This window comes from Piscinibacter sp. HJYY11 (genome assembly GCF_016735515.1).
Taxonomy (GTDB): Bacteria; Pseudomonadota; Gammaproteobacteria; order Burkholderiales; family Burkholderiaceae_C; genus Rhizobacter.
In genome coordinates this window covers 1309649-1328316 of record NZ_JAERQZ010000001.1, presented here as the reverse complement: position 1 = coordinate 1328316, position 18668 = coordinate 1309649, and the positions used below count along the sequence as shown (strand labels likewise).

At 69.5% G+C, this 18668-nt stretch carries 15 protein-coding genes; 10 read left to right on the top strand and 5 right to left on the bottom strand.

Features of this window, described 5'->3' with window-relative positions; translation table 11 throughout:
- Positions 1-7: 7 nt before the first annotated feature.
- Positions 8-2797 (top strand): endo-1,4-beta-xylanase, encoded by a 2790-nt coding sequence (locus JI745_RS05980; RefSeq protein ID WP_201804613.1) that lies wholly within the window; start codon positions 8-10, stop codon positions 2795-2797.
- Between the two features lie 37 nt (positions 2798-2834).
- Here the strand turns inward: JI745_RS05980 and JI745_RS05975 are convergent, their stop codons facing one another.
- A complete protein-coding gene (locus JI745_RS05975) occupies positions 2835-3347 on the bottom strand; it encodes a MarR family winged helix-turn-helix transcriptional regulator (RefSeq protein WP_201804612.1) in 513 nt (170 codons plus the stop codon).
- A gap of 148 nt (positions 3348-3495) precedes the next feature.
- Here JI745_RS05975 and JI745_RS05970 point away from each other — a divergent pair, with 148 nt between their 5' ends.
- From JI745_RS05970 to JI745_RS05955, 4 genes are all read left to right on the top strand, one after another.
- Entirely contained in the window at positions 3496-5931 is a 2436-nt protein-coding gene (locus JI745_RS05970; RefSeq protein WP_201804611.1) for a 2-hydroxyacyl-CoA dehydratase family protein, read from the top strand.
- Between the two features lie 135 nt (positions 5932-6066).
- Entirely contained in the window at positions 6067-7083 is a 1017-nt protein-coding gene (locus JI745_RS05965; protein WP_310738499.1) for a porin, read from the top strand.
- 32 nt (positions 7084-7115) lie between these two features.
- The gene (locus JI745_RS05960) at positions 7116-8369 is read left to right on the top strand and encodes a CaiB/BaiF CoA-transferase family protein (RefSeq protein ID WP_201804609.1); all 1254 of its coding nucleotides are present in this window, start codon (positions 7116-7118) and stop codon (positions 8367-8369) included.
- 24 nt (positions 8370-8393) lie between these two features.
- Positions 8394-9380, top strand: a complete 987-nt coding sequence (locus JI745_RS05955; protein ID WP_201804608.1) for a tripartite tricarboxylate transporter substrate binding protein — start codon at positions 8394-8396, stop codon at positions 9378-9380.
- On the opposite strand, the gene JI745_RS05950 is transcribed toward JI745_RS05955, so the two are convergent.
- Genes JI745_RS05950 through JI745_RS05935 form a run of 4 tightly spaced genes read right to left on the bottom strand, consistent with a single transcriptional unit; the run spans position 9358 to position 12551 of the window.
- A complete protein-coding gene (locus JI745_RS05950) occupies positions 9358-10362 on the bottom strand; it encodes an NAD(P)-dependent oxidoreductase (protein ID WP_201804607.1) in 1005 nt (334 codons plus the stop codon). The two genes, JI745_RS05955 and JI745_RS05950, sit on opposite strands and share 23 nt — an antisense overlap.
- Complete coding sequence (locus tag JI745_RS05945) at positions 10359-11141, bottom strand: FadR/GntR family transcriptional regulator (protein ID WP_201804606.1); 783 nt, start codon at positions 11139-11141, stop codon at positions 10359-10361. Before JI745_RS05945 ends, JI745_RS05950 begins: the two co-directional genes overlap by 4 nt.
- On the bottom strand, positions 11128-11661 hold the full coding sequence (locus JI745_RS05940) for a VOC family protein (protein ID WP_236674915.1): 534 nt from the start codon (positions 11659-11661) through the stop codon (positions 11128-11130). The genes JI745_RS05945 and JI745_RS05940 overlap by 14 nt, the downstream gene beginning before the upstream one ends.
- The gene (locus JI745_RS05935; protein ID WP_201804601.1) at positions 11658-12551 is read right to left on the bottom strand and encodes a sugar phosphate isomerase/epimerase; all 894 of its coding nucleotides are present in this window, start codon (positions 12549-12551) and stop codon (positions 11658-11660) included. The genes JI745_RS05940 and JI745_RS05935 overlap by 4 nt, the downstream gene beginning before the upstream one ends.
- A 209-nt stretch (positions 12552-12760) precedes the next feature.
- On the opposite strand from JI745_RS05935, the gene JI745_RS05930 reads away from it, so the two are divergent.
- From JI745_RS05930 to JI745_RS05910, 5 genes are all read left to right on the top strand, one after another.
- Positions 12761-13816, top strand: a complete 1056-nt coding sequence (locus tag JI745_RS05930) for a sugar phosphate isomerase/epimerase (RefSeq protein WP_201804600.1) — start codon at positions 12761-12763, stop codon at positions 13814-13816.
- A gap of 12 nt (positions 13817-13828) precedes the next feature.
- A complete protein-coding gene (locus tag JI745_RS05925) occupies positions 13829-15019 on the top strand; it encodes a Gfo/Idh/MocA family protein (RefSeq protein WP_236674914.1) in 1191 nt (396 codons plus the stop codon).
- A 93-nt stretch (positions 15020-15112) separates the two neighbouring features.
- Positions 15113-16594, top strand: a complete 1482-nt coding sequence (locus tag JI745_RS05920; RefSeq protein WP_201804598.1) for a sugar ABC transporter ATP-binding protein — start codon at positions 15113-15115, stop codon at positions 16592-16594.
- Entirely contained in the window at positions 16575-17618 is a 1044-nt protein-coding gene (locus JI745_RS05915; RefSeq protein WP_201804596.1) for an ABC transporter permease, read from the top strand. Before JI745_RS05920 ends, JI745_RS05915 begins: the two co-directional genes overlap by 20 nt.
- A 79-nt stretch (positions 17619-17697) precedes the next feature.
- Positions 17698-18660, top strand: coding sequence for an ABC transporter substrate-binding protein (locus tag JI745_RS05910; RefSeq protein WP_201804595.1), 963 nt, complete (start codon positions 17698-17700; stop codon positions 18658-18660).
- Positions 18661-18668 lie beyond the last annotated feature (8 nt).

The following is an 18668-nucleotide window of genomic DNA, read 5'->3' as shown; positions in this document are numbered from 1 at the left end:
GATGGGAATGAAGTCCAGCAACCTGATCCTCAGGAGCCTCGTGGCCCTGCCTGCAGCCTTGACGATGGCGAGCGGTGCGCTCGCCGCCGACCGGCCCACGAACCCGGCGCAGTGGCCGGCGCTGAAAGACGTCTACAAGCACTACTTCCAGATCGGCAGCACCAACCTCAACGCGGCCAACTTCGCGCCGACCGTGGTGCCTGGCGAAGACTCGTTCGCCGCCATGACCGTGAAGCACTTCAACGCGGTGACGCCCAGCAACGCGATGAAGCCCGACTTCTGGAACGGCGGCATCAACGACCCGGCGCCGAACTTCCTGACCAACTTCACGACGGGCATCAACGTGGACATCGCGGCCGCCAATGCGCGCGGCGTGAAGGTCACCGGCCACACGCTGCTGTGGCACAACCAGTCGTCCCAGTGGCCCGCCGCCAACGTGCTGACGCCCAACGGCGGCTGGGAAACCCCGTGGGACAACGCCATGGCGAAGACGAGCCTGGAGTACTACATCCGCGTCGTGGCCGGCCATTTCGACCGGGCATCGCAGAAGGTCTACGCCTGGGACGTCGTCAACGAAGCGTTCAAGGACAACCCCGAGAACCCCGCCGACTGGCGCAATGCGCTGCGCACCGGCTACAACCCGGAGGAGCGGCCTTCACGCTGGGCCCAGGCCTACTCGAAGGGAGGGAAGAGCTGGGACTACATGTACGACGCCTTCTTCCACGCCCGCCAGAACACCACGGCGCTCCTGAACTACAACGACTTCAACGACGACGAGCGGGCCTCCAAGGCCAACGCGATCGCCGCGATGGTGAAGGAGTTCAACGAACGCTACGCCGCCGAGTCGGCCGCCGGCCGCGGCCGCATCCTGCTCGATGCCAAGGGCAAGCCGCGGCCGCTGGTCGACGTGATCGGCACGCAGGGGCACTGGGACATGCGGCTCAACATCGATGCCTTCGAGCGGACCATCCGGACCTACCTCGACATCGGCGTGGACGTCGACCTCACCGAGCTCGACCTCGCCCCCACGCTCGGACTCGACAAGGCCCAGCGCATCCAGAACGGCCCCGAGATGAACGCGCTGTTCCTGGAGCAGGGCGTGCAGTACGCCAAGCTCTTCAGCCTGATGAAGGAGTACGCCGCGGGCCCCGGCGGTCGCCACCCGCACTACAAGGCCGGGGTGCACCGTGTCACCTGGTGGGGCATGACCGACCCGGGCTACCACACCAATGGCTACCCGTGGTCGGCCGTCGGCCAGCCGAAGGAAGCGTACTGGGCGACGGTGAACCCGGAGCAGTACCTCATCGACGCCGGCCTGCCGCCGAACGGCGTGAAGGCGAGCTTCAAGTACGGCGGAGAGCACTTCAAGGCCCGCACCTGGGGCGGCCGGAATGCCCGGGCGCTGCTCGACATCCACGTGCCGGTGGGCACGACGCGCGTCGCCTTCGGCCCGGAAAACGTCTCGCTGCCGCCAGGCTTCGCCGTCGAAAGCATGAAGTACAACCCGCCGGACTGCGCCGTGTCACCTGGCAAGCCCTGCCACGTGACGGTGACGGCCCGAGGCCCTGCGCCCGCGGCGGCCTACCGCGACGTGGGCGTGGAGAACACCGCGACCTTCGTGCTGTCCTTCGGGCACATGACCGTCTCGTGGATGGACGCGCCCAACTCGCTGGCAGCGCCCCTGTCGTACGCGGAAGTGCGCTTCAGCGACGGCCACACCAGGTTCAGGCAGTACAAGACCTACTACGCGGCCGACGGCATGGCGCGTCTTTCGGGCGCGAGCGACATGAAGGCCGTGCCCCGGCACGGTCGCGAGACGCTCATCCTCGCGCCGAACGACCGCATCTCCGGGCCGGCGGGTCTCCGGTTCGCCAAGGACGCCTCGACCGAGAAGGCCTGGCGCCTCGTCAAGCGCTTCGAGCCGGGCAGGACCTACATGGTGGCCTCTGCGGCGACGGCGCCCCATGACGGTGGCGAGACCCGCACCCACGTTCTCACCAACCGGAGCAAACCCGCGTCGACGACCTCGCCCGAGTCACTGTCGCGCACGCCGGTCGTGCTGCGCGGTGACACGCTGCTGCCCGTGCGCAATGTGAATGCCCCGGCGAGCGAGCCGGTGCTGGCGCAGGACAACCACAAGTTCATCGTCGAGGCCTCGAAGAGCCCTGCTGCAGGGCCGTATGCGGCGTGGGAAGGGCACACGCTGCAAAGCTTCATCCACGGCAGCAACGTCTACCCGCACGTCATGTTCCGCGGCAATGGCGCGCCCGGCACGGTGGTGGGTGGCCTGCATTCGCTGATCACCCGGCAGACCAACGGCCAGGAGGGTTCACAGATCGCCGAGCGCGTGCTGGACCAGGCGGTGTGGTTCAACACGCCCATCGACCCGAGGACCGGCGAGTTGAAGCTGTTCCAGTACACCAGCCGGGGCGCCGGCCAGCACCACGTGCTCCGCGAAGTGGCCGATGGCATCACGCCGAACCGCGACGCCAACAACGCGATCAGCCAGCGGCAGGGCTCGGTCGGCGGCTTCGTCGCCGCGCAGGCGGGCAGCCCCGAGGAGGGCACGGGCGTGAAGCTGTACGCGTACGACATCGAACCCTACGTGCCGGGCGACGTGGACGGTGACGGCCAACTCACCTGCGCCGATGTGTCGGCTGCGATGTCGTCGCTCTGGAAGCGCGCGGGTGACGCCGGCTACCTGCGCCACGCCGACCTCGACCAGGACGGCCTGATCGAGATGCGCGACATCGTGTCGATCGGGCGGCTGCTGCCGCACGGCGTGCGTTGCCGATGACCCGAGATGGCGGCAGCACCCGGGCCGCCTTTCGGCGTCACTCGGGTGTGTCGTCGGCGGTCGGCGCGCCTTGGCCGAGGTGCGCCGCCGTCAGCTTCTGCAGCAGGCGGACCAGCTCCTTGCGTTCCACCGGCTCCAGCACGGAGAGCACGCTTTCACTGTGGGCCACCAGGCCCTCGCGCACCCGCTTCCACAGGCGCGTGCCCTTGGCCGTGAGGGTCAGGGCGTTGTAGCGGCGGTCGGTGGCCGACGGCGTGCGGTCGACGATCTCTCGCACGACGAGGTCCTGCACCAGCACCGTCATCTGCGACTTCGTCATCTGCATGGCCTGCGCGAGGTCGTTCTGCGACACGCCCTCGTTCGCGGCGATGAGCGCCATGGCGGTCAACTGCCCACCCAGCAGTTCGAACTTGCCCAGGTGATCCGGGGCGGACTGCTGGGCCGCGCTGCGCACGACGCGGGTCAGGTAGCTGATGTTTTCCTCCAGGACCCCCGGCTGCAGGCCACCCGGAAGGCGTGGCGGGGCGGGGGGAGGGCTGTTGCGCGGCATGGGTGGGCTCGGGAAGAAGGTGCTTGGCGAAAGAGGGGCCGCACGCATCATAGTTTCGCCATGTCGTGGCCGGCGGCGTGCAAGGCGTCTGACGTTCAAAACACAGACAGTTCATAATGTGAACTAATGTGAAAGGAGCGTTGCCGTCATGAAGGATCACCCCGCCGCGCGTTTGCGCGAAGCCAGCCGCGACGCAGACGAGCGAACGCGACAGCTCGTTCGGCAGGGCCGGCCGGTCGTTCGCACGCTCGGCGAGGGATTGCCGCTGGCATTGGTGCGGGCGAGCGGCATGAGCCCGGTGGCGCTTGCGCCCGTGGACGCTTCGACGTCTGCGTTGCCACAGGTCGAGCTCGATGCCCAGGGGCGCGCGCGGCTGGCGGCCGTGCTGGCAGCGCCGGCCGGCCAGCCGGTGCTGGTGTCGACGCACGATGCGGCCGGGGCGCGGCTGTTCGCCATCCTGCGCGAGCTGATGCGCTGCGGCGAGATGCCGGCCCGGCCGCTGCACGGCGTGGACCTGCTGCGGCCACGCGACGCGGCGCTCGTGCGCTACAACCGCGAGCGCTTGGCCGAGCTCGCAGCGTGGCTGGCCTCTTGTGGCGGCATCAGCGTGACACCGACCGACCTCGCCACGGCGATCACGGTCGACGACCGCCAGCGTGGCCTGCTCCGGCAGCTCGACGGTTGGCGCATGCGCCGCGATGCCCGCATCGCCGCGAGCGATTGGCACGCGGCGCGCCGTGCGGGCGGTGTGCTCGATCAGGAGGAGCATCTCTCCCTGCTCCAGGCGTGGCTCGAGGTCGCCCCGCAGGCACCGGTGCTGGAAGGCGAGCGTGTCTTCGTCGCCGGTGTGCTCGAGGCGTCGGAGGGCGCGCTGGAGGTGCTGGAGAAGCTGGGCCGACAGGTCGTCGCCGACGATTCGGCGCTCGACGACGACCCGCTCGGCTGCGCGGTGCAAGACGCCGACCCCTGGCCCTGGGAGGTGCTGGCGCGGCGTGCGGTGCAGCCCGGCGCCGTCGACCCACAGGCGCGGGCGCGCTGGAGCGTGGACCGCGCTCGCGAGGCAGGTGCGACGCGCCTGCTGCACCTGCGCTGCGATGGCGACGAGGCCCAGGCCTGGCTGCGCCCATGTCTCGTCGAGGAATGCAAGCGGGCGGGCATCGGATTCGTGCCGCTCGACCTGCTGGCCTCGGCGCCCCTCCTGAAGACCCTGCGTCGGGCCTTGTCCGCCGAAGCGGCAATGCCCGCGCGGCCGGCGGCCGCACGTGCCAAAGGCACCGGCCCGCGGGGCTCCGCGGCTTCGCCCAAGCCGCCACCACACGAGCAGCGCAGCCGCAAGTCGCTGCAGGCGGTGGCCGACTTCGGCCGCCACCAACGCGACTGGTTCCAGTCGGTGCGACGCCGCGCGCTCGATGGGGAACCGTTTGCCGTGGTCAATGCCGATGCGCCGCAGGAGCTGCTGCGGGCGCTCGACATTCCCTTCGTCGTCAACCAATGGTGGGCGTCCATCGTGGCGGCGAAGCAGCAGTCGGGCCGCTACCTCGACCTTCTGCGTGTGCACGGCTACCCGACCGATGCCGAGCCGTACAGCGCGCAGGGGCTCGCCGCGGCCTTCGACGAGGACCCGGAGCTTGCCCCCTGGGGCGGGCTGCCGCAGCCGCAGTGGCTGATGGCCTTTTCCGGCACGCCGGCCACGCGAGGCATCCACAGCGCCTGGGCGCGCCACACCGGGGCCGAGCTGTGCGTGTTCGACCGCACGGTCGACACGCGCCTCGACCTGCCGCTCGAATGGTGGTCGCGGCTGCCGCATGAATGGGACGAGCTGCTCGAGCGGCCGAGGCTGGACCTGATCGAACGCGAGTTCTCGGCGGTGATCGAGCGGCTGCAGCGCACGACGGGACGGCGCTTCGACGAAGCCCGGTTCGTCGAGGTGATGCAGCTCGTCAACGAGCAGGAGGACTATTACCGCCTCACGCGCGACCTGGTCGCCTCGTGCCCGCGCGCGCCGGTGGGCATCGTCGACACGATGCCGGCCACGATGGTCCCGCAGTGGCACCGCGGCACCGCGTGGGGCCGCGATGCCGCACGCACCTTGTACGAGGAGGTGCGCACCCGTGCCGAGGCGGGCGAGGCCGCCTGCGCCGGCGAGCAGCTGCGCCTCATGTGGGTGGGGCGCGGGCTGTGGAGCGACATGGGCTTCTACCAGCGCTGGGAGGCGAGCCACGGGGCGGTCTTCGTCTGGTCGATGTACCTCGCGCTCGCGGCCGACGGCTACCTGCGCTACTGGCGCGACGACCAGTCGCCGCTGCGGGCGCTCGCCGCGCGTTTCGTGACCATGGGCGACGAGCTGCGCATGCCGACCTGGGCCGGGGCGTGGCACCTGCGCGAGGCGAGGACCCACCGGGTCGACGCCGCGGTGGCGATCGACGACGCAGACCCGCTCGTGTTGCGCACGCTGGAGTCGGCCGGCATTCCCGTGTTGCGCCTCGCCCTCGACAACTTTGCGCAGGGCACCGACGGCCGCGAGCTGGCGGCGGCCCAGGTCACGTCGTTCCTGGACGGCCTGCGCCGCGGCGGGCCGCGGTGAACCCGGCCGCCCGTGCGAACGTCGCCCGCGCTTGAGGGAAACCACGCAGTCGAAATCGCACACCGCCGCTTGTTCTTGCCGCCTTCAAAGTTAATACTGTGAACCGTTCGTAAACATAACTATTGGAGACGATCGATGTTCATGCGGCCCTGTGTTCCTGTTCTCATCGGCTCGTGTTTCGCTGCCGCAGGCGCTGCGGCGCAGAGCGGGTCGGTGGTCCTCTATGGCTCCCTCGACGTGGCCATCACCCACCGCAGCGACCGCGGCTGGGCCGTGGACCCGCAGGGCGGCAACCGGCTCGGCTTTCGCGGTGTCGAAGCGCTCGGCGAGGACCTGAGCGCGACCTTCCGTGCCGAGATGCGCTTCGACCCGGACACGGGCGGCTGGGAGCGCACCAACCGCCCGCCCTGGCAGGGTGAGTCGACCGTCGGCCTGGCCAGCAAGCGCTTCGGTGCACTGCGCCTCGGCCGTGCCATGACGGCGGTGCAGTGGTACAACGGTTTCTACGATCCCTGGGCCCTCAAGACCGTGGCCACGGTGCAGCTCTACCAGACGGCCAACTACTACTCGGACCTGTCGCAGCCGGCCGGCGCGGGCAGCGGTCGCTGGTCCAACGGCATCTTCTACGACTCCCCGCGCCTCGGCGGATTGCTGGTCGCCGTGAGCCTGCAGCCGCGCGAGACCCTGCCCACGCCGAAGCGCCCGGTGAGCCTCGCATTCGACTACCAGCAAAGCGCCTTCACCGCCTTCGCCGGCTTCGAGCGCAGCGCCCAGGGGAGCGACTACGTGCAGGTCGCCGGCAGCTACGACTTCGGCTTGCTGCGCCTGCTGGGCACGGTGTCGCGCCAGGACCCGCTTCCCGGCATCGACCCTGACAACGTGACCGGCCTGGGCAACGGCCCGGCCCCGGCCGGGGCGGCGATCAAGGCCTATGGCGTCTCGGCGATCGTGCCCCTGCCGGGCGGCTCGGGGCGGATCGGCCGTGCGAGCAAGAAGTTCGAGGGCCAGACCTCGCGCGACAACCAGAGCTCGCTCGGCTACCGCTACGACCTGTCCAAACGTTCGTACATCTACACCGACGTCACCCGCACGGCGCCGCAGTTCGGCGTGCGCCGCACCTCGGTCGACCTGGGCATCGTCCAGAACTTCTGACCTTCACGTTCGCTTTGCGTTCAAGGATTCCCATGGCGCCTTCGCCAGACAAGCAGCCCCGCCCGCTGGAGGGCATCACGGTGCTCGACTTCACCACCGCGCTCGCCGGGCCCTACGCCACGCTGTTGCTCGCCGGCCTGGGCGCTCGTGTGATCAAGGTCGAGAACCCACGCGCGCCCGACACCGCGCGTGCGAACGCGCCCTACCTCGGCGCCGACGGGGTGAAGCTGGTGAAAGAGCGCGAGGACGACGTCTCGCTCGCCATCATCGAGCGCGCGCGCAACAAGGACGCCATCACGCTGGACCTCAAGGTGCCCGGCGCCGCAGCCGTGTTCGCCGACCTCGTGCGCCATGCCAACGTGCTGGTCGAGAACTTCAGCGCCGGCACGGCCGACCGCATCGGCATCGGCTATGCCGCCGCCTCGGCGATCAACCCGCGCCTCGTCTACACCTCCATCAGCGGCTTCGGTGCCAACGCGACGGGCACGCAGAACAAGGCGATGGACACCATCGTGCAGGCCATGAGCGGGATGATGATGACCTCGGGCGAGGCCGGTGCGCCGCCGATGCGCGTGGGCGTGCCCTTCGGCGACCTGAGCGCGCCGCTTTTCGCGGTGATCGGCACGCTGGCCGCCCTGCGCCAGGCGGAGGCGACGGGCCGTGGGCAGCACGTCGACGTGTCGCTGCTCGGGGCCTTGACTTCGCTGGTCGCCTGCGAACCCTTCGAGCTGCTGCAGCGAAGCGGGCAGGAGACCCGCACCGGCAACGTGCTGCCGCGGCTGGGTGCCTTCGGCGTGTTCGCCACGGCCGACGGCCACGTGGCCATCTGCGCGCCGACCGATGCGTTCGTGGGCGGCATGTTCCGCGCGATGGGTCGGACCGAACTGGTGAAAGACCCACGCTTCACGACGCGCGATGCACGGGTCGCGCATTCGGGGGCGCTGTACGACCAGATGCGCGCCTGGGCGGGCGGCCTCACCACGCAAGCCGTCCTCGATCGACTCGCCGAGCACGGCGTGCCTGCCGGGCCGGTGCGCACGCCGCATGAAGCGGTGAGCGATCCGCGCCTCTTGGCGCGCGGGGAGATCCAGGCCGCCCAGCATCCGATCCATGGCACGAACGACGAGGCCTTGATCGGAGGCCTGCCGATCGTGATGTCGGGATCGACGGTCGGCTTCGACCGCCCCGCGCCCATGCTGGGCGAGCACAACCACGCCGTCTACCGGGATCTGCTGGGCTACAGCGATGCCGACGTCGAGCGGCTGAAACGCGAACGCGTCATCTGACGCCTCAACCTGAGCGAGGCTTGCATGCTGAAACGAAGAACCTGTCTCCAGTTCGCCGCCGCTGCGGCGCTTCCGGCCCTGCTGCGCAGCGGCCCCGCCTTGGCCCAGGGCGACCAACGCACCGCGCGCTTCATCGTCGGTTCGGCCGCAGGTGGGCCGGCGGATGTGCAGGCGCGCGCGCTGGCCGAGGCCATCCGCCGGGCCGACGGCTCGATGATGATCGTGGAGAACCGCCCGGGCGCTGCGGGCCGCATCGCGGTCCAGGCGATGAAGCAAGTGCCGGCCGATGGCTCGCACTTGCTGCTCGGGCCGGGCTGGGTGCTGACGCTCGCGCCGCAGACGGACAAGTCGCCGAGCTACGACCCGGCCACCGACCTCATCCCGATTGGCGGCTACTGCCAGCAGGAGTACGCGCTGGTCGTCGGGCCGGCAGCGCAGGGCGTGAAGTCGATCGGCCAGTTCGTGGCGTGGGTGAAGGCCAATCCCGCAAAGGGGCAGTTCGGCTCCGCCGGCGTGGGGTCCATGGGGCACCTCGTGGCCTCGATGTTCGAGCGCAGCGCCGGCATCACGCTCGAAGGCATCCCGTACAAGGGGGCGGCTCCGGCGCTGCAGGACGTGCAGGCCGGGCACCTCGTGTCGTACATCGGCGGCCTGGGCGAGATGATCCGCATGCACCGCGACGGCTCGGCGCGCGTGCTCGCCACGTCGGGCGACAAGCGCTCCAAGTTCCTCCCGGATGTGCCGACGTTCGAGGAATCGGGGTTCGCGTCTGTCCGCGCCGTCGACTGGACGGGCATCTTCGCGCCTGCGAAGACACCGGCCGCGGTCGTGGCGCGCTACGCCAGGCAGCTCGAGCTCGCGTCCAAGGACAAGGAGTTCAACGCCTTGCTCGAGAAAGTGGGCGTCGAGCCCACTTTCATCAGCGGGAAGGACCTCGCCGCCCGCATCAAGGCCGACAGCGTCGTGATGCAGGAGCTGGTCCGTTCGTTCAAGCTGAAGGGGTCGACCTGACCGTCAGGCGGGCGAGGTAGGCCGGCAGTGCCTGCCGGTTGACGCAGGTCGCCGGGCACTCCCCGCGCAGCAGTTGCTCGACGGCCTGCACTGCGCCCAGCCCCATCGCGCGCATGCTGTCCACGCTGACGCCAGCGGCGTGGGGCGTCACCAGCACCTGCGGCATGTGGCGGAACGGGTGGTCGGCGGGCAGGGGCTGCACGTCGAAGACGTCGAGTGCGGCACCGGCCAGGTGGCCGCGCGCCAGCGCGTCGAGCAACGCCGCTTCGTCGACGACCGGGCCACGCGCCACGTTGACGAGCCAGCTGCCGCGCCGCATGTGGGCGAGTTGTGGCGCGCCGACGAGGCCGCGCGTCTGCGGCGTGAGCGGGCAGGCGAGCACCACCACGTCGCTGCGTGCCATCAGATCGTCGAGCGTCGCCGGGGCCACGTGGTCGGGCTCGTGCCACGGCGTGCGGCTGTGCGCGAGCACCTGCATGCCGAGCCCGTGGTGCGCGACGCGGGCCACGGCCCGCCCCACATGCCCGAAGCCCACGAGGCCGAGCGTCCGCCCACGCAGTTCGACCCCTTGCTCTGCTGCGACACGCGCGGCGGCCCAGCCGCCTTGCTCCAGCGCGATCGACACCTCCGAGCTCCGGCGCGCCAGCGACAGCATGCTGCGCAGCACGTGCTCGGCGACGGCATTGGCGTTGACGCCGGGCACGTTGGCCACGAGGACGCCGCGCGCGCTCGCGTCGTCGATCGGGATCATGTCGACGCCGGCGCCATGGCGCACCACGCCGATGAGCGACGGTGCCGCCGCGAAGATGTCGTCGGGGAGCTGCGACCGCACCACCACCACCGCGCAGCCGATGGCGGCCTGCCGCAAGGTGGCGGCGGCCGTGTCGGCGGCCACGACGACGTCTGCAGATGCGGCGAGCCGCGCGTGCGCTTCGGGATGGATCGCGTTCGTCAGCAGAACGCGTGGCCTGGCGTCGCTCACCGCCTTGACGCGACGGCGGCGCCGGCTCGCTTCGGCTTGTTGACCTTCGCCTTGCCGTTGCCGGCCACCGGTGCCGAGGCCTGTTCGGCGCCGGCGCCTTCGGAGAAGAACATGCGGAAGTACGCGTCCACGCCCTTCAGATGGCGGCGCAGGATCTGCAGCCCGGCCTCCACGTCGCGCTGCTCGATGGCGCGGTAGAGCTGCTGGTGCTGGGCGTGCGACCGTTTGCTCTGCATCGGCGTGTCGAAGTAGATCTCGCGGCGCTGGCGCGACATCCGGTAGAACACGTTGATGAAGCGCAGGAGCACGTCGTTCTTGGTCGCCGCGACGATGGCCTTGTGGAACTCCGCGTCCATCTCGGCGAGGCTTTCGCCGCGCCGGATGATGTCTTCGCTCTCGGCGAGCAGGGCCTGCAGGCGGTCGAGGTCTTCCTCGGTGCGGCGCATGCAGGCCAGGCGCAGCGCTTCGGTCTCGAGCACGCTGCGCAGCTCCACCGACTGCGCCACCTCGGCCGCCGACAGCGGCGTGTTGGTTTCGGCGAACAGCACCATCGCCTCGATGCTGCGCTCGGCGCCGTAGGGCTGCAGGTAGATGCCCGACTTGGGCCGGCACTCGATGATGCGCAGCGTGTCGAGGCGGATCAGCCCTTCGCGCAGCGCGCTGCGACTCATGTTGAACTCCACGGCGAGGTCGCGCTCCGACGGCAGCTTGTCGCCCGGCTTGAAGCCGCGCTCGCGGATCATCTGCAACAGCTTGGCGGTCTGCTCAAGGCCTTCCATGGTCGCTCCTGGAGGTGTCGGAGAACTGCCGGTACGCCGCCGGCTGGAACCAGCGCTCGCGGGGCTGGTACAACCGCTCCGCGGGGATCACCGGCGTGGCCGTGCGCTCGGCCGCCGAATGGAAAGTCAGCTCGAGCTGCACCCCGTTCGGGTCGTAGACGAAGAGCTGCCACAGCGGCGTGTCGGGCACGAGGTTCTCGCGGTAGGGCAGGGCGTAGCGCTCGAACTGCGCGCGGAACGCGTGGTAGCCGCTGCACACGATGGAGAGGTGGTCGATGGCACCCGAGCCGGTCTGCACCGATCCGTCGGCCTCTTGCGCGGCTTGTCCGGCGTAGAGGTGGACGGTGGCTTCGGCGCCCGGCTGTGCGGGTGCGAGCCAGGCGCCGGGGAAGTCGAAGGGCGGGCGCGCCACCTGCACCATGCCCAGCACCTCGGTGTAGAAGCGCACGCTGGCGCCGAGGTCGGCGGTGCGCAGGCCGGTGTGGAAGAGCTTGCCGAAGAGCATGGTGGGTGTCCTCACCGTGGCCCGACCAGCGGGCGCAGCACCTGCATCGAGCGCGTGAAGAGCGAGCTGTAGAACGCGTCCGACAACAGGTGGGAGCCGTGGTCGATGAGGAACTGCTTCTGCTGCGGCGAGATGTCGATCGGATCCGTCTCGACCTGCGGGCCGTACGGGTTGGCCGGTGTGCGGTCGACGGTGGCCACGAACTCGAGCGAGAGGGCGCCGTCGTAGCCGACCTCGCGCAGCGTCTGCACGATGGCGGCGAAGTCGAGGTGGCCCATGCCGAGCGCGAAGCGGTTGCTGTCGGCGAGGTGCACGTCGTGAATGCGGCCCTCGGCCTGGCGGAAGGCAGCGTGGAGGTCCACCTCCTCGATGTTCATGTGGAACACGTCGAGGCACACGCCGCACTCGGGGCCGACGGCATCGGCCAGTGCGAGCGCCTGGTCGCCGCGGTTGATGAGGTAGGTCTCGAAGCGGTTGAGCGGCTCGATGGCGATGCGCACGCCGGCGCGCACGGCGTGGTCGTAGACCTCCTTCACGCCCTCGACCAGCCACTTCCACTCTTCTTCCGGCGTGCCGTCGGCGACGACCTTGCCCACGGTGGCCGGCACCAGCGAGACGATCTCGCCGTCGAGTTCGCGCGTCATGGTGACCACGCGCTTCATGTAGTCGACAGTGGCCTCGCGGCGGGCCGCGTCGCGCGAGACGAGGTTGCGTTCGCCGGTGGTGAGCGTGACGGCGCCCCAGCAGCGCACGCCATGCTCCTTGAGCAATGCGCGCACCTCGCGCGTGTCGTACTGCGCGGGCTCGCCGGCGATCTCGAGGGCCTCGATCCCGTTGGCGCGCATGCGTTCGAGGGTTCGTCGAATGGGTTCTGCGCGCATCCAGTTGTGGGCGGCGATGTGCATGGTGTCTCCTTCGATCCGGATGCGCGTCGTCGCGCCTCTCCGGCAGAGGAGAACTGTACCGGGCCGCTGGTCGGCGGCGTCGGCGTGCCGAGCTTATGACGCCCTGGCACACGTCGTCAATCTGGTCTGACCAGATTGACGGCATCGATGTGGAGCGCGATCATGCGGCCCGCAACGCCGAACACACGGCGCGAATGAAGGAGACACGCATGAAGACCATCAAGGGCCCCGCCATCTTCCTGGCGCAGTTCGCCGGCGACGAAGCGCCGTTCAACTCGCTCGACTCGATCGCCGCCTGGGCCGCCGGCCTCGGCTACAAGGGCGTTCAGATCCCGAGCTGGGACGCGCGCCTCTTCGACCTGAAACGGGCCGCCGAAAGCAAGGGCTACTGCGAGGAAGTGAAGGGGACTTTGGCCCGCCATGGGCTGGAGATCACCGAACTGTCGACCCATCTGCAGGGCCAGCTCGTTGCGGTGCATCCGGCGTACGACGAAGGCTTCGACGGCTTCGCCGCACCCGAGGTGCGCGGCAACCCGGCGCGGCGCCAGCAGTGGGCGGTGCAGCAGATGCTCTATGCGGCCAAGGCGTCGGAAAACCTCGGCCTCACCGCACACGCCACCTTCTCGGGTGCGCTCGCCTGGCCTTACCTGTACTCGTGGCCGCCTCGGCCCGCCGGCCTGATCGAGAGCGCCTTCGACGAGCTGGCCAAGCGCTGGCGGCCGATCCTCGATGCCTTCGACGCGAGCGGTGTCGACGTCTGCTACGAGATCCACCCGGGCGAGGACCTGCACGACGGCGTGACCTACGAGATGTTTCTCGACCGCGTGAACCAGCACAAGCGCGCCTGCCTGCTCTACGACCCGAGCCACTTCGTGCTGCAGCAGCTCGACTACCTCGAGTACATCGACATCTTCCACGACCGCATCAAGATCTTCCACGTGAAGGATGCCGAGTTCAACCCGACCGGGCGCCAGGGCGTGTATGGCGGCTTCCAGTCGTGGGTCAACCGGGCCGGGCGCTTCCGCTCGCTGGGCGACGGGCAGGTGAACTTCCCGGCCATCTTCTCGAAGATGGCGGCGTATGACTTCCCGGGCTGGGCGGTGCTCGAATGGGAGTGCTGCCTCAAGCACCCGGAGGATGGCGCCCGCGAAGGCGCTACTTTCATCGCCGACCACATCATTCGCGTGGCCGACCGCGCCTTCGACGACTTCGCCGCGAGCGGTGTCGACCAGGCGAAGAACAAGAAGATCCTGGGCCTGGGCTGAAGGAGGCGCGCGATGACCATCGAAGCATCTCGCGCACAAGGTGCGACGCCCCGGCGCATCCGCCTGGGGATGGTGGGCGGCGGGCAGGGTGCCTTCATCGGCGGCGTGCACCGCATGGCCGCGAGGCTGGACGACCGCTACGAGTTCGTGGCAGGGGCGCTCTCATCGCAAGCCGAGCGTGCACGGGCGAGCGCGGCCGAGCTGCACCTGGCGCCCGAGCGCAGCTACGCCGACTACCGCGAGATGGCGGCCCGCGAAGCCGCGCGCGAGGACGGCATCGACGTGGTCGCCATCGTGACGCCCAACCACCTGCATGCGCCGATCGCGCGTGCCTTCCTCGACGCCGGCATCGACGTCATCTGCGACAAGCCCATCACCAAGTCGCTCGACGAAGCGCTCGACCTCGTCGAGCGTGTGAAGCGCAGCGGCCGGCTCTTCGCGCTGACGCACAACTACAGCGGCTACCCGATGGTGCGGCAGGCGCGCGAGATGGTGCTCGCGGGCGAGCTGGGCGAGATCCGGCTGGTGCAGGCCGAGTACCCGCAGGACTGGCTGAGCACCGGCCTCGAATTCACCGGCCAGAAGCAGGCCGCGTGGCGGGTCGACCCGGCGCAGGCGGGCGCCGGCGGTTCGCTCGGCGACATCGGCACCCATGCCGAACACCTGGGCCGCTTCATCTCGGGCCTCACGCTGAAGGCGGTGAGCGCGGACCTGCACACCTTCGTCGAAGGCCGACGCCTCGATGACAACGCCCACGTGATGCTGCGCTACACCAACGGCGCGCGCGGGCTGCTGTGGAGCAGCCAGGTCGCCCCGGGCAACGAGAACGCGCTGCGCGTGCGTGTGTACGGCACCAAGGCGGGGCTCGACTTCTGCCAGGAGCAGCCCAACCACCTGTGGTTCACGCCGCTGGGGCAACAGCCACGCCTGATCACCCGGGCCGGCCACGGCAGCGGCGAGGCGGCGGGTTACGCGACACGCACGCCCTCGGGCCACCCCGAGGGCTACCTCGAAGGCTTCGCGCAGCTCTACCGCGACGTGGCCGAGCAGATCCATGCGCGCTGGCAAGGGCGCGCGCCCGATCCGCGCGCCTGCTGGGTTCCGGGGGTGGAAGACGGCGCGCGCGGCATGAAGTTCATCGAGGCGGTGGTCGAGTCGAGCCGTGCCGACGGGCGCTGGGTCGACGCCCAGCTCCCGCTGTGAGCTGCGGCACTGCGGTAAACCCTCCGTCGTCGCGAGGCACACGGCTGCTAAATTTCCATCTGGTCTGACCAGATTGATGCGTCCTGTTCTCCCATGAGCCTCCACGTCCGATTCGCCGACATCACCAAGGACTTCGGTCCCGTGCGTGTGCTGCACGGCGTCAGCTTCGAGCTGCAGCCGGGCCGCGTCTACGGCCTGCTGGGCGAAAACGGCGCGGGCAAGTCGACGCTGATGAAGATCCTCTCCGGCTACGAGGCGGCGAGTGGCGGCGAGCTCTTCATCGACGGGCAGGCCTGCCGCTTTGCCGGGTCTCGCGATGCCGAGGGCGCGGGCGTGGTGCTCATCCACCAGGAGTTCAACCTCGCCGACGACCTGACGATCGCGCAGAACATCTTCCTCGGCCGCGAGCTTCGCCGCGGCTGGTGGCTCGACGACGCCGCCATGCGCGAGGTGGCGCGCGGCGTGCTGGAGCAGGTCGGCCTGCACGTCGACCCGGGCCGCCGCGTGGGCGAGCTCATCGTGGCCGAGAAGCAGCTGGTGGAGATCGCCAAGGCGCTGGCGCGGCGTGCACGGCTGCTGGTGATGGACGAGCCCACCGCCACGCTCACGCCGTCCGAGACGCAACGCCTGTTCGCGCTGATCGAGCAGCTCAAGTCGTCTGGCGTGACCATCCTCTACATCTCGCACAAGCTCGACGAGGTGGAGCGCATCACCGACGAGGTGCTGGTGATGCGCGACGGGCGCTTGGTCGCCCGCGAGCCCACCGCGGGCCTGTCGCGACAGCGCATGGCCAACCTGATGGTGGGTCGCGAGCTGTCGGACATGTACCCGCCGCGCCACCCGGCCCAGGCGGCCGAGCCGCTGCTGCGCGTGAGCGGCCTCACCGTGCCGGGCTGGGCCCGCGACGTGAGCTTCGAGGTGCGGCCCGGCGAGATCCTCGGCTTCGCGGGGCTCGTGGGCGCAGGGCGCACCGAGCTCTTCGAAGGGCTGCTCGGCCTGCGCCCCGTGAGCGCGGGCGAGGTGAGCATGGCGGGGCAGGTGGTGCGCTTTCGCAACCCGCGCGAGGCGGCGCGCCAAGGCCTCACCTACCTGAGCGAAGACCGCAAGGGCAAGGGCCTGCACGTGAGCCTTCCGCTGTACCAGAACCTCACGCTCATGAACCTGTCACGCCACACGAGGCCGCTGCTCGACACCGCTTCGGAGCAGGCCGCGCTGGCACGCGCGGTCGCCGAGTTCGGCATTCGCGGCAACCCGGACAGCCGGGCTGCGTCGCTCTCGGGCGGCAACCAGCAGAAGCTCGCCATCGCGAAAGTGCTGCAACCCGATCCACGCGTGGTCGTGCTCGACGAGCCCACGCGCGGCGTGGACGTCGGCGCCAAGCGCGAAATCTATTTCCTGATCCAGCGGCTCGCCGACGAGGGGCGCGGCGTGGTCGTGATCTCGTCGGAGCTCATGGAGCTGATCGGCCTGTGCCACCGCGTCGCGGTGATGCGCGCGGGCACGCTGCAGGCCACGCTGGGGGCCGACCACCTGACCGAAGAGGAACTGATTGCGCATGCCACCGGCACACACTGACACGAGCACGGCCGCCGTCACCGCGGCCGTGGACACGAGCGCGACCGCGCGCCTGGCTACCGGCCTGCGGCGTGGCCTGAAGCTGCACGGCATGGGGCCGGTGCTGGGCCTGGTGCTGCTGTGCATTGCCGGCACGCTGCTCAACAGCGACTTCGCCAGCGTCGACAACGCGATGAACCTGCTCACCCGCACCGCCTTCATCGGCATCATCGCGGTCGGCATGTGCTTCGTCATCATCTCGGGCGGCATCGACCTGTCGGTCGGCTCGATGGCGGCGCTGATCGCCGGCTCGGTGATCCTCTTCATGAACGCCATGGCGCCAGCCGTCGGCTCGCCCGTGCTGGTGGTCGCGCTCGGCATGGGCTTCGCGGTGCTGCTCGGGGCGGTGTTCGGCCTCGCGCACGGCCTGCTCATCACCAAGGGGCGCATCGAGCCCTTCATCGTGACGCTCGGCACGCTGGGCATCTTTCGCGCGTACCTGACCTACTTCGCCAACGGGGGCGCGATCACGCTCGACAACGCGCTGTCGGACGTCTACAGCCCGGTCTACTACGCGAGCCTGCTCGGCGTGCCGATCCCGGTGTGGGTGTTCGCCGTGGTGGCACTGCTGGGGGCGCTCATCCTCAACCGCACCGCCTACGGCCGCTACGTGCAGGCCATTGGCTCCAACGAGCAGGTGGCGCGCTACGCCGCGGTCGACGTCGACCGGATCAAGGTCATCACCTACGTGCTGCTCGGCGTGTGCGTGGGCATCGCGACGCTGCTCTACGTGCCGCGCCTCGGCTCTGCCTCGCCGACCACCGGCCTCCTGTGGGAGCTGGAAGCGATTGCCGCGGTCATCGTCGGCGGCACCGCGCTCAAAGGCGGCGCGGGCAGCATCACCGGCACGGTGGTCGGTGCGGTGCTGCTCTCGGTCATCAGCAACATCCTCAACCTCACCAGCATCATCAGCGTCTACCTGAACGCTGCGGTGCAGGGTTTCGTCATCATCGCCGTCGCGTTCATGCAGCGTGCCCGCCGATGAAGACGACGCCATCCCGATCCGCAACCTGTCGCGGGAAGCGGCCTTTCCCCACCTCAGACTCATCACGAGGAGACATGCCATGAACAACAGAAGAACTCTTTTCCGCACCGCCATCGCCCTGGCGGCCCTGGTGGCCGGCGGCGCCGCCCTGGCGCAGAACAAGGTCACGATGGGCGTGTCGATCCCCGCCGCCACCCACGGCTGGACCGGCGGCGTCGTCTACTGGGCCAATCGCACCAAGGGCGAACTGGAGAAGCAGTACCCCGGCATGACGGTGATCGTGAAGACCGCCGGCTCGGCCACCGAGCAGGCCAACCAGGTGCAGGACCTGCAGACCGCCAACAAGATCGACACGCTGGTGATCCTGCCGTTCGAATCCGCACCGCTCACCAAGCCGGTGGCGCAGGTGAAGAGCAAGGGTGTCTTCGTGACCGTGGTCGACCGCGGCCTCACCGACCCGAGCGCCCAGAGCGCCTACGTGGCCGGCGACAACCCCGGCTTCGGCAAGGTGGCCGGCGAATACATCGGCAAGCAGCTCGGCGGAAAGGGCAACGTGGTCGTGCTGCGCGGCATCCCGACCGTGATCGACAACCAGCGTGTCGACGCCTTCAATGCGGTGCTGAAGGCGCAGTACCCCGATGTCAAGGTGCTGGATGCGAAGCACGGCAACTGGAACCGCGACGACGCCTTCAAGGTGATGCAGGACTACCTGACGCGCTTCAAGCAGATCGACGCCGTGTGGGCCTCCGACGACGACATGGCCGTCGGCGTGCAGAAGGCCATCGAGCAGGCCAAGCGCACCGACATCAAGCTCGTGCTCGGCGGCGCAGGCTCGAAGGAGTACATCAAGAAGGTGATGGACGGCGACAAGATCGTCACCGCCGACGTGACCTATTCGCCGAGCATGATTGCCGACGCGATGAAGCTCACGGCCGAAGCGCGGGTGAAGGGCACCACCATGCCGGCCACGACGATCATCCCCTCGGTGCTGATCACGAAGGAGAACGCGGCCAAGTATTACGAGCCGGCGTCTCCGTTCTGATCGCCTTC

Bases quoted from the DNA above. Each gene is read 5' to 3' on its own strand.
- JI745_RS05955 (WP_201804608.1), top strand. From the start codon at position 8,394: ATGCTGAAACGAAGAACCTGTCTCCAGTTCGCCGCCGCTGCGGCGCTT.
- JI745_RS05910 (WP_201804595.1), top strand. From the start codon at position 17,698: ATGAACAACAGAAGAACTCTTTTCCGCACCGCCATCGCCCTGGCGGCC.
- JI745_RS05930 (WP_201804600.1), top strand. From the start codon at position 12,761: ATGAAGACCATCAAGGGCCCCGCCATCTTCCTGGCGCAGTTCGCCGGC.
- JI745_RS05925 (WP_236674914.1), top strand. From the start codon at position 13,829: ATGACCATCGAAGCATCTCGCGCACAAGGTGCGACGCCCCGGCGCATC.
- JI745_RS05980 (WP_201804613.1), top strand. From the start codon at position 8: ATGAAGTCCAGCAACCTGATCCTCAGGAGCCTCGTGGCCCTGCCTGCA.
- JI745_RS05945 (WP_201804606.1), bottom strand. From the start codon at position 11,141: ATGGAAGGCCTTGAGCAGACCGCCAAGCTGTTGCAGATGATCCGCGAG.
- JI745_RS05935 (WP_201804601.1), bottom strand. From the start codon at position 12,551: ATGCACATCGCCGCCCACAACTGGATGCGCGCAGAACCCATTCGACGA.
- JI745_RS05960 (WP_201804609.1), top strand. From the start codon at position 7,116: ATGGCGCCTTCGCCAGACAAGCAGCCCCGCCCGCTGGAGGGCATCACG.
- JI745_RS05970 (WP_201804611.1), top strand. From the start codon at position 3,496: ATGAAGGATCACCCCGCCGCGCGTTTGCGCGAAGCCAGCCGCGACGCA.
- JI745_RS05975 (WP_201804612.1), bottom strand. From the start codon at position 3,347: ATGCCGCGCAACAGCCCTCCCCCCGCCCCGCCACGCCTTCCGGGTGGC.
- JI745_RS05965 (WP_310738499.1), top strand. From the start codon at position 6,067: ATGTTCATGCGGCCCTGTGTTCCTGTTCTCATCGGCTCGTGTTTCGCT.
- JI745_RS05920 (WP_201804598.1), top strand. From the start codon at position 15,113: ATGAGCCTCCACGTCCGATTCGCCGACATCACCAAGGACTTCGGTCCC.
- JI745_RS05915 (WP_201804596.1), top strand. From the start codon at position 16,575: ATGCCACCGGCACACACTGACACGAGCACGGCCGCCGTCACCGCGGCC.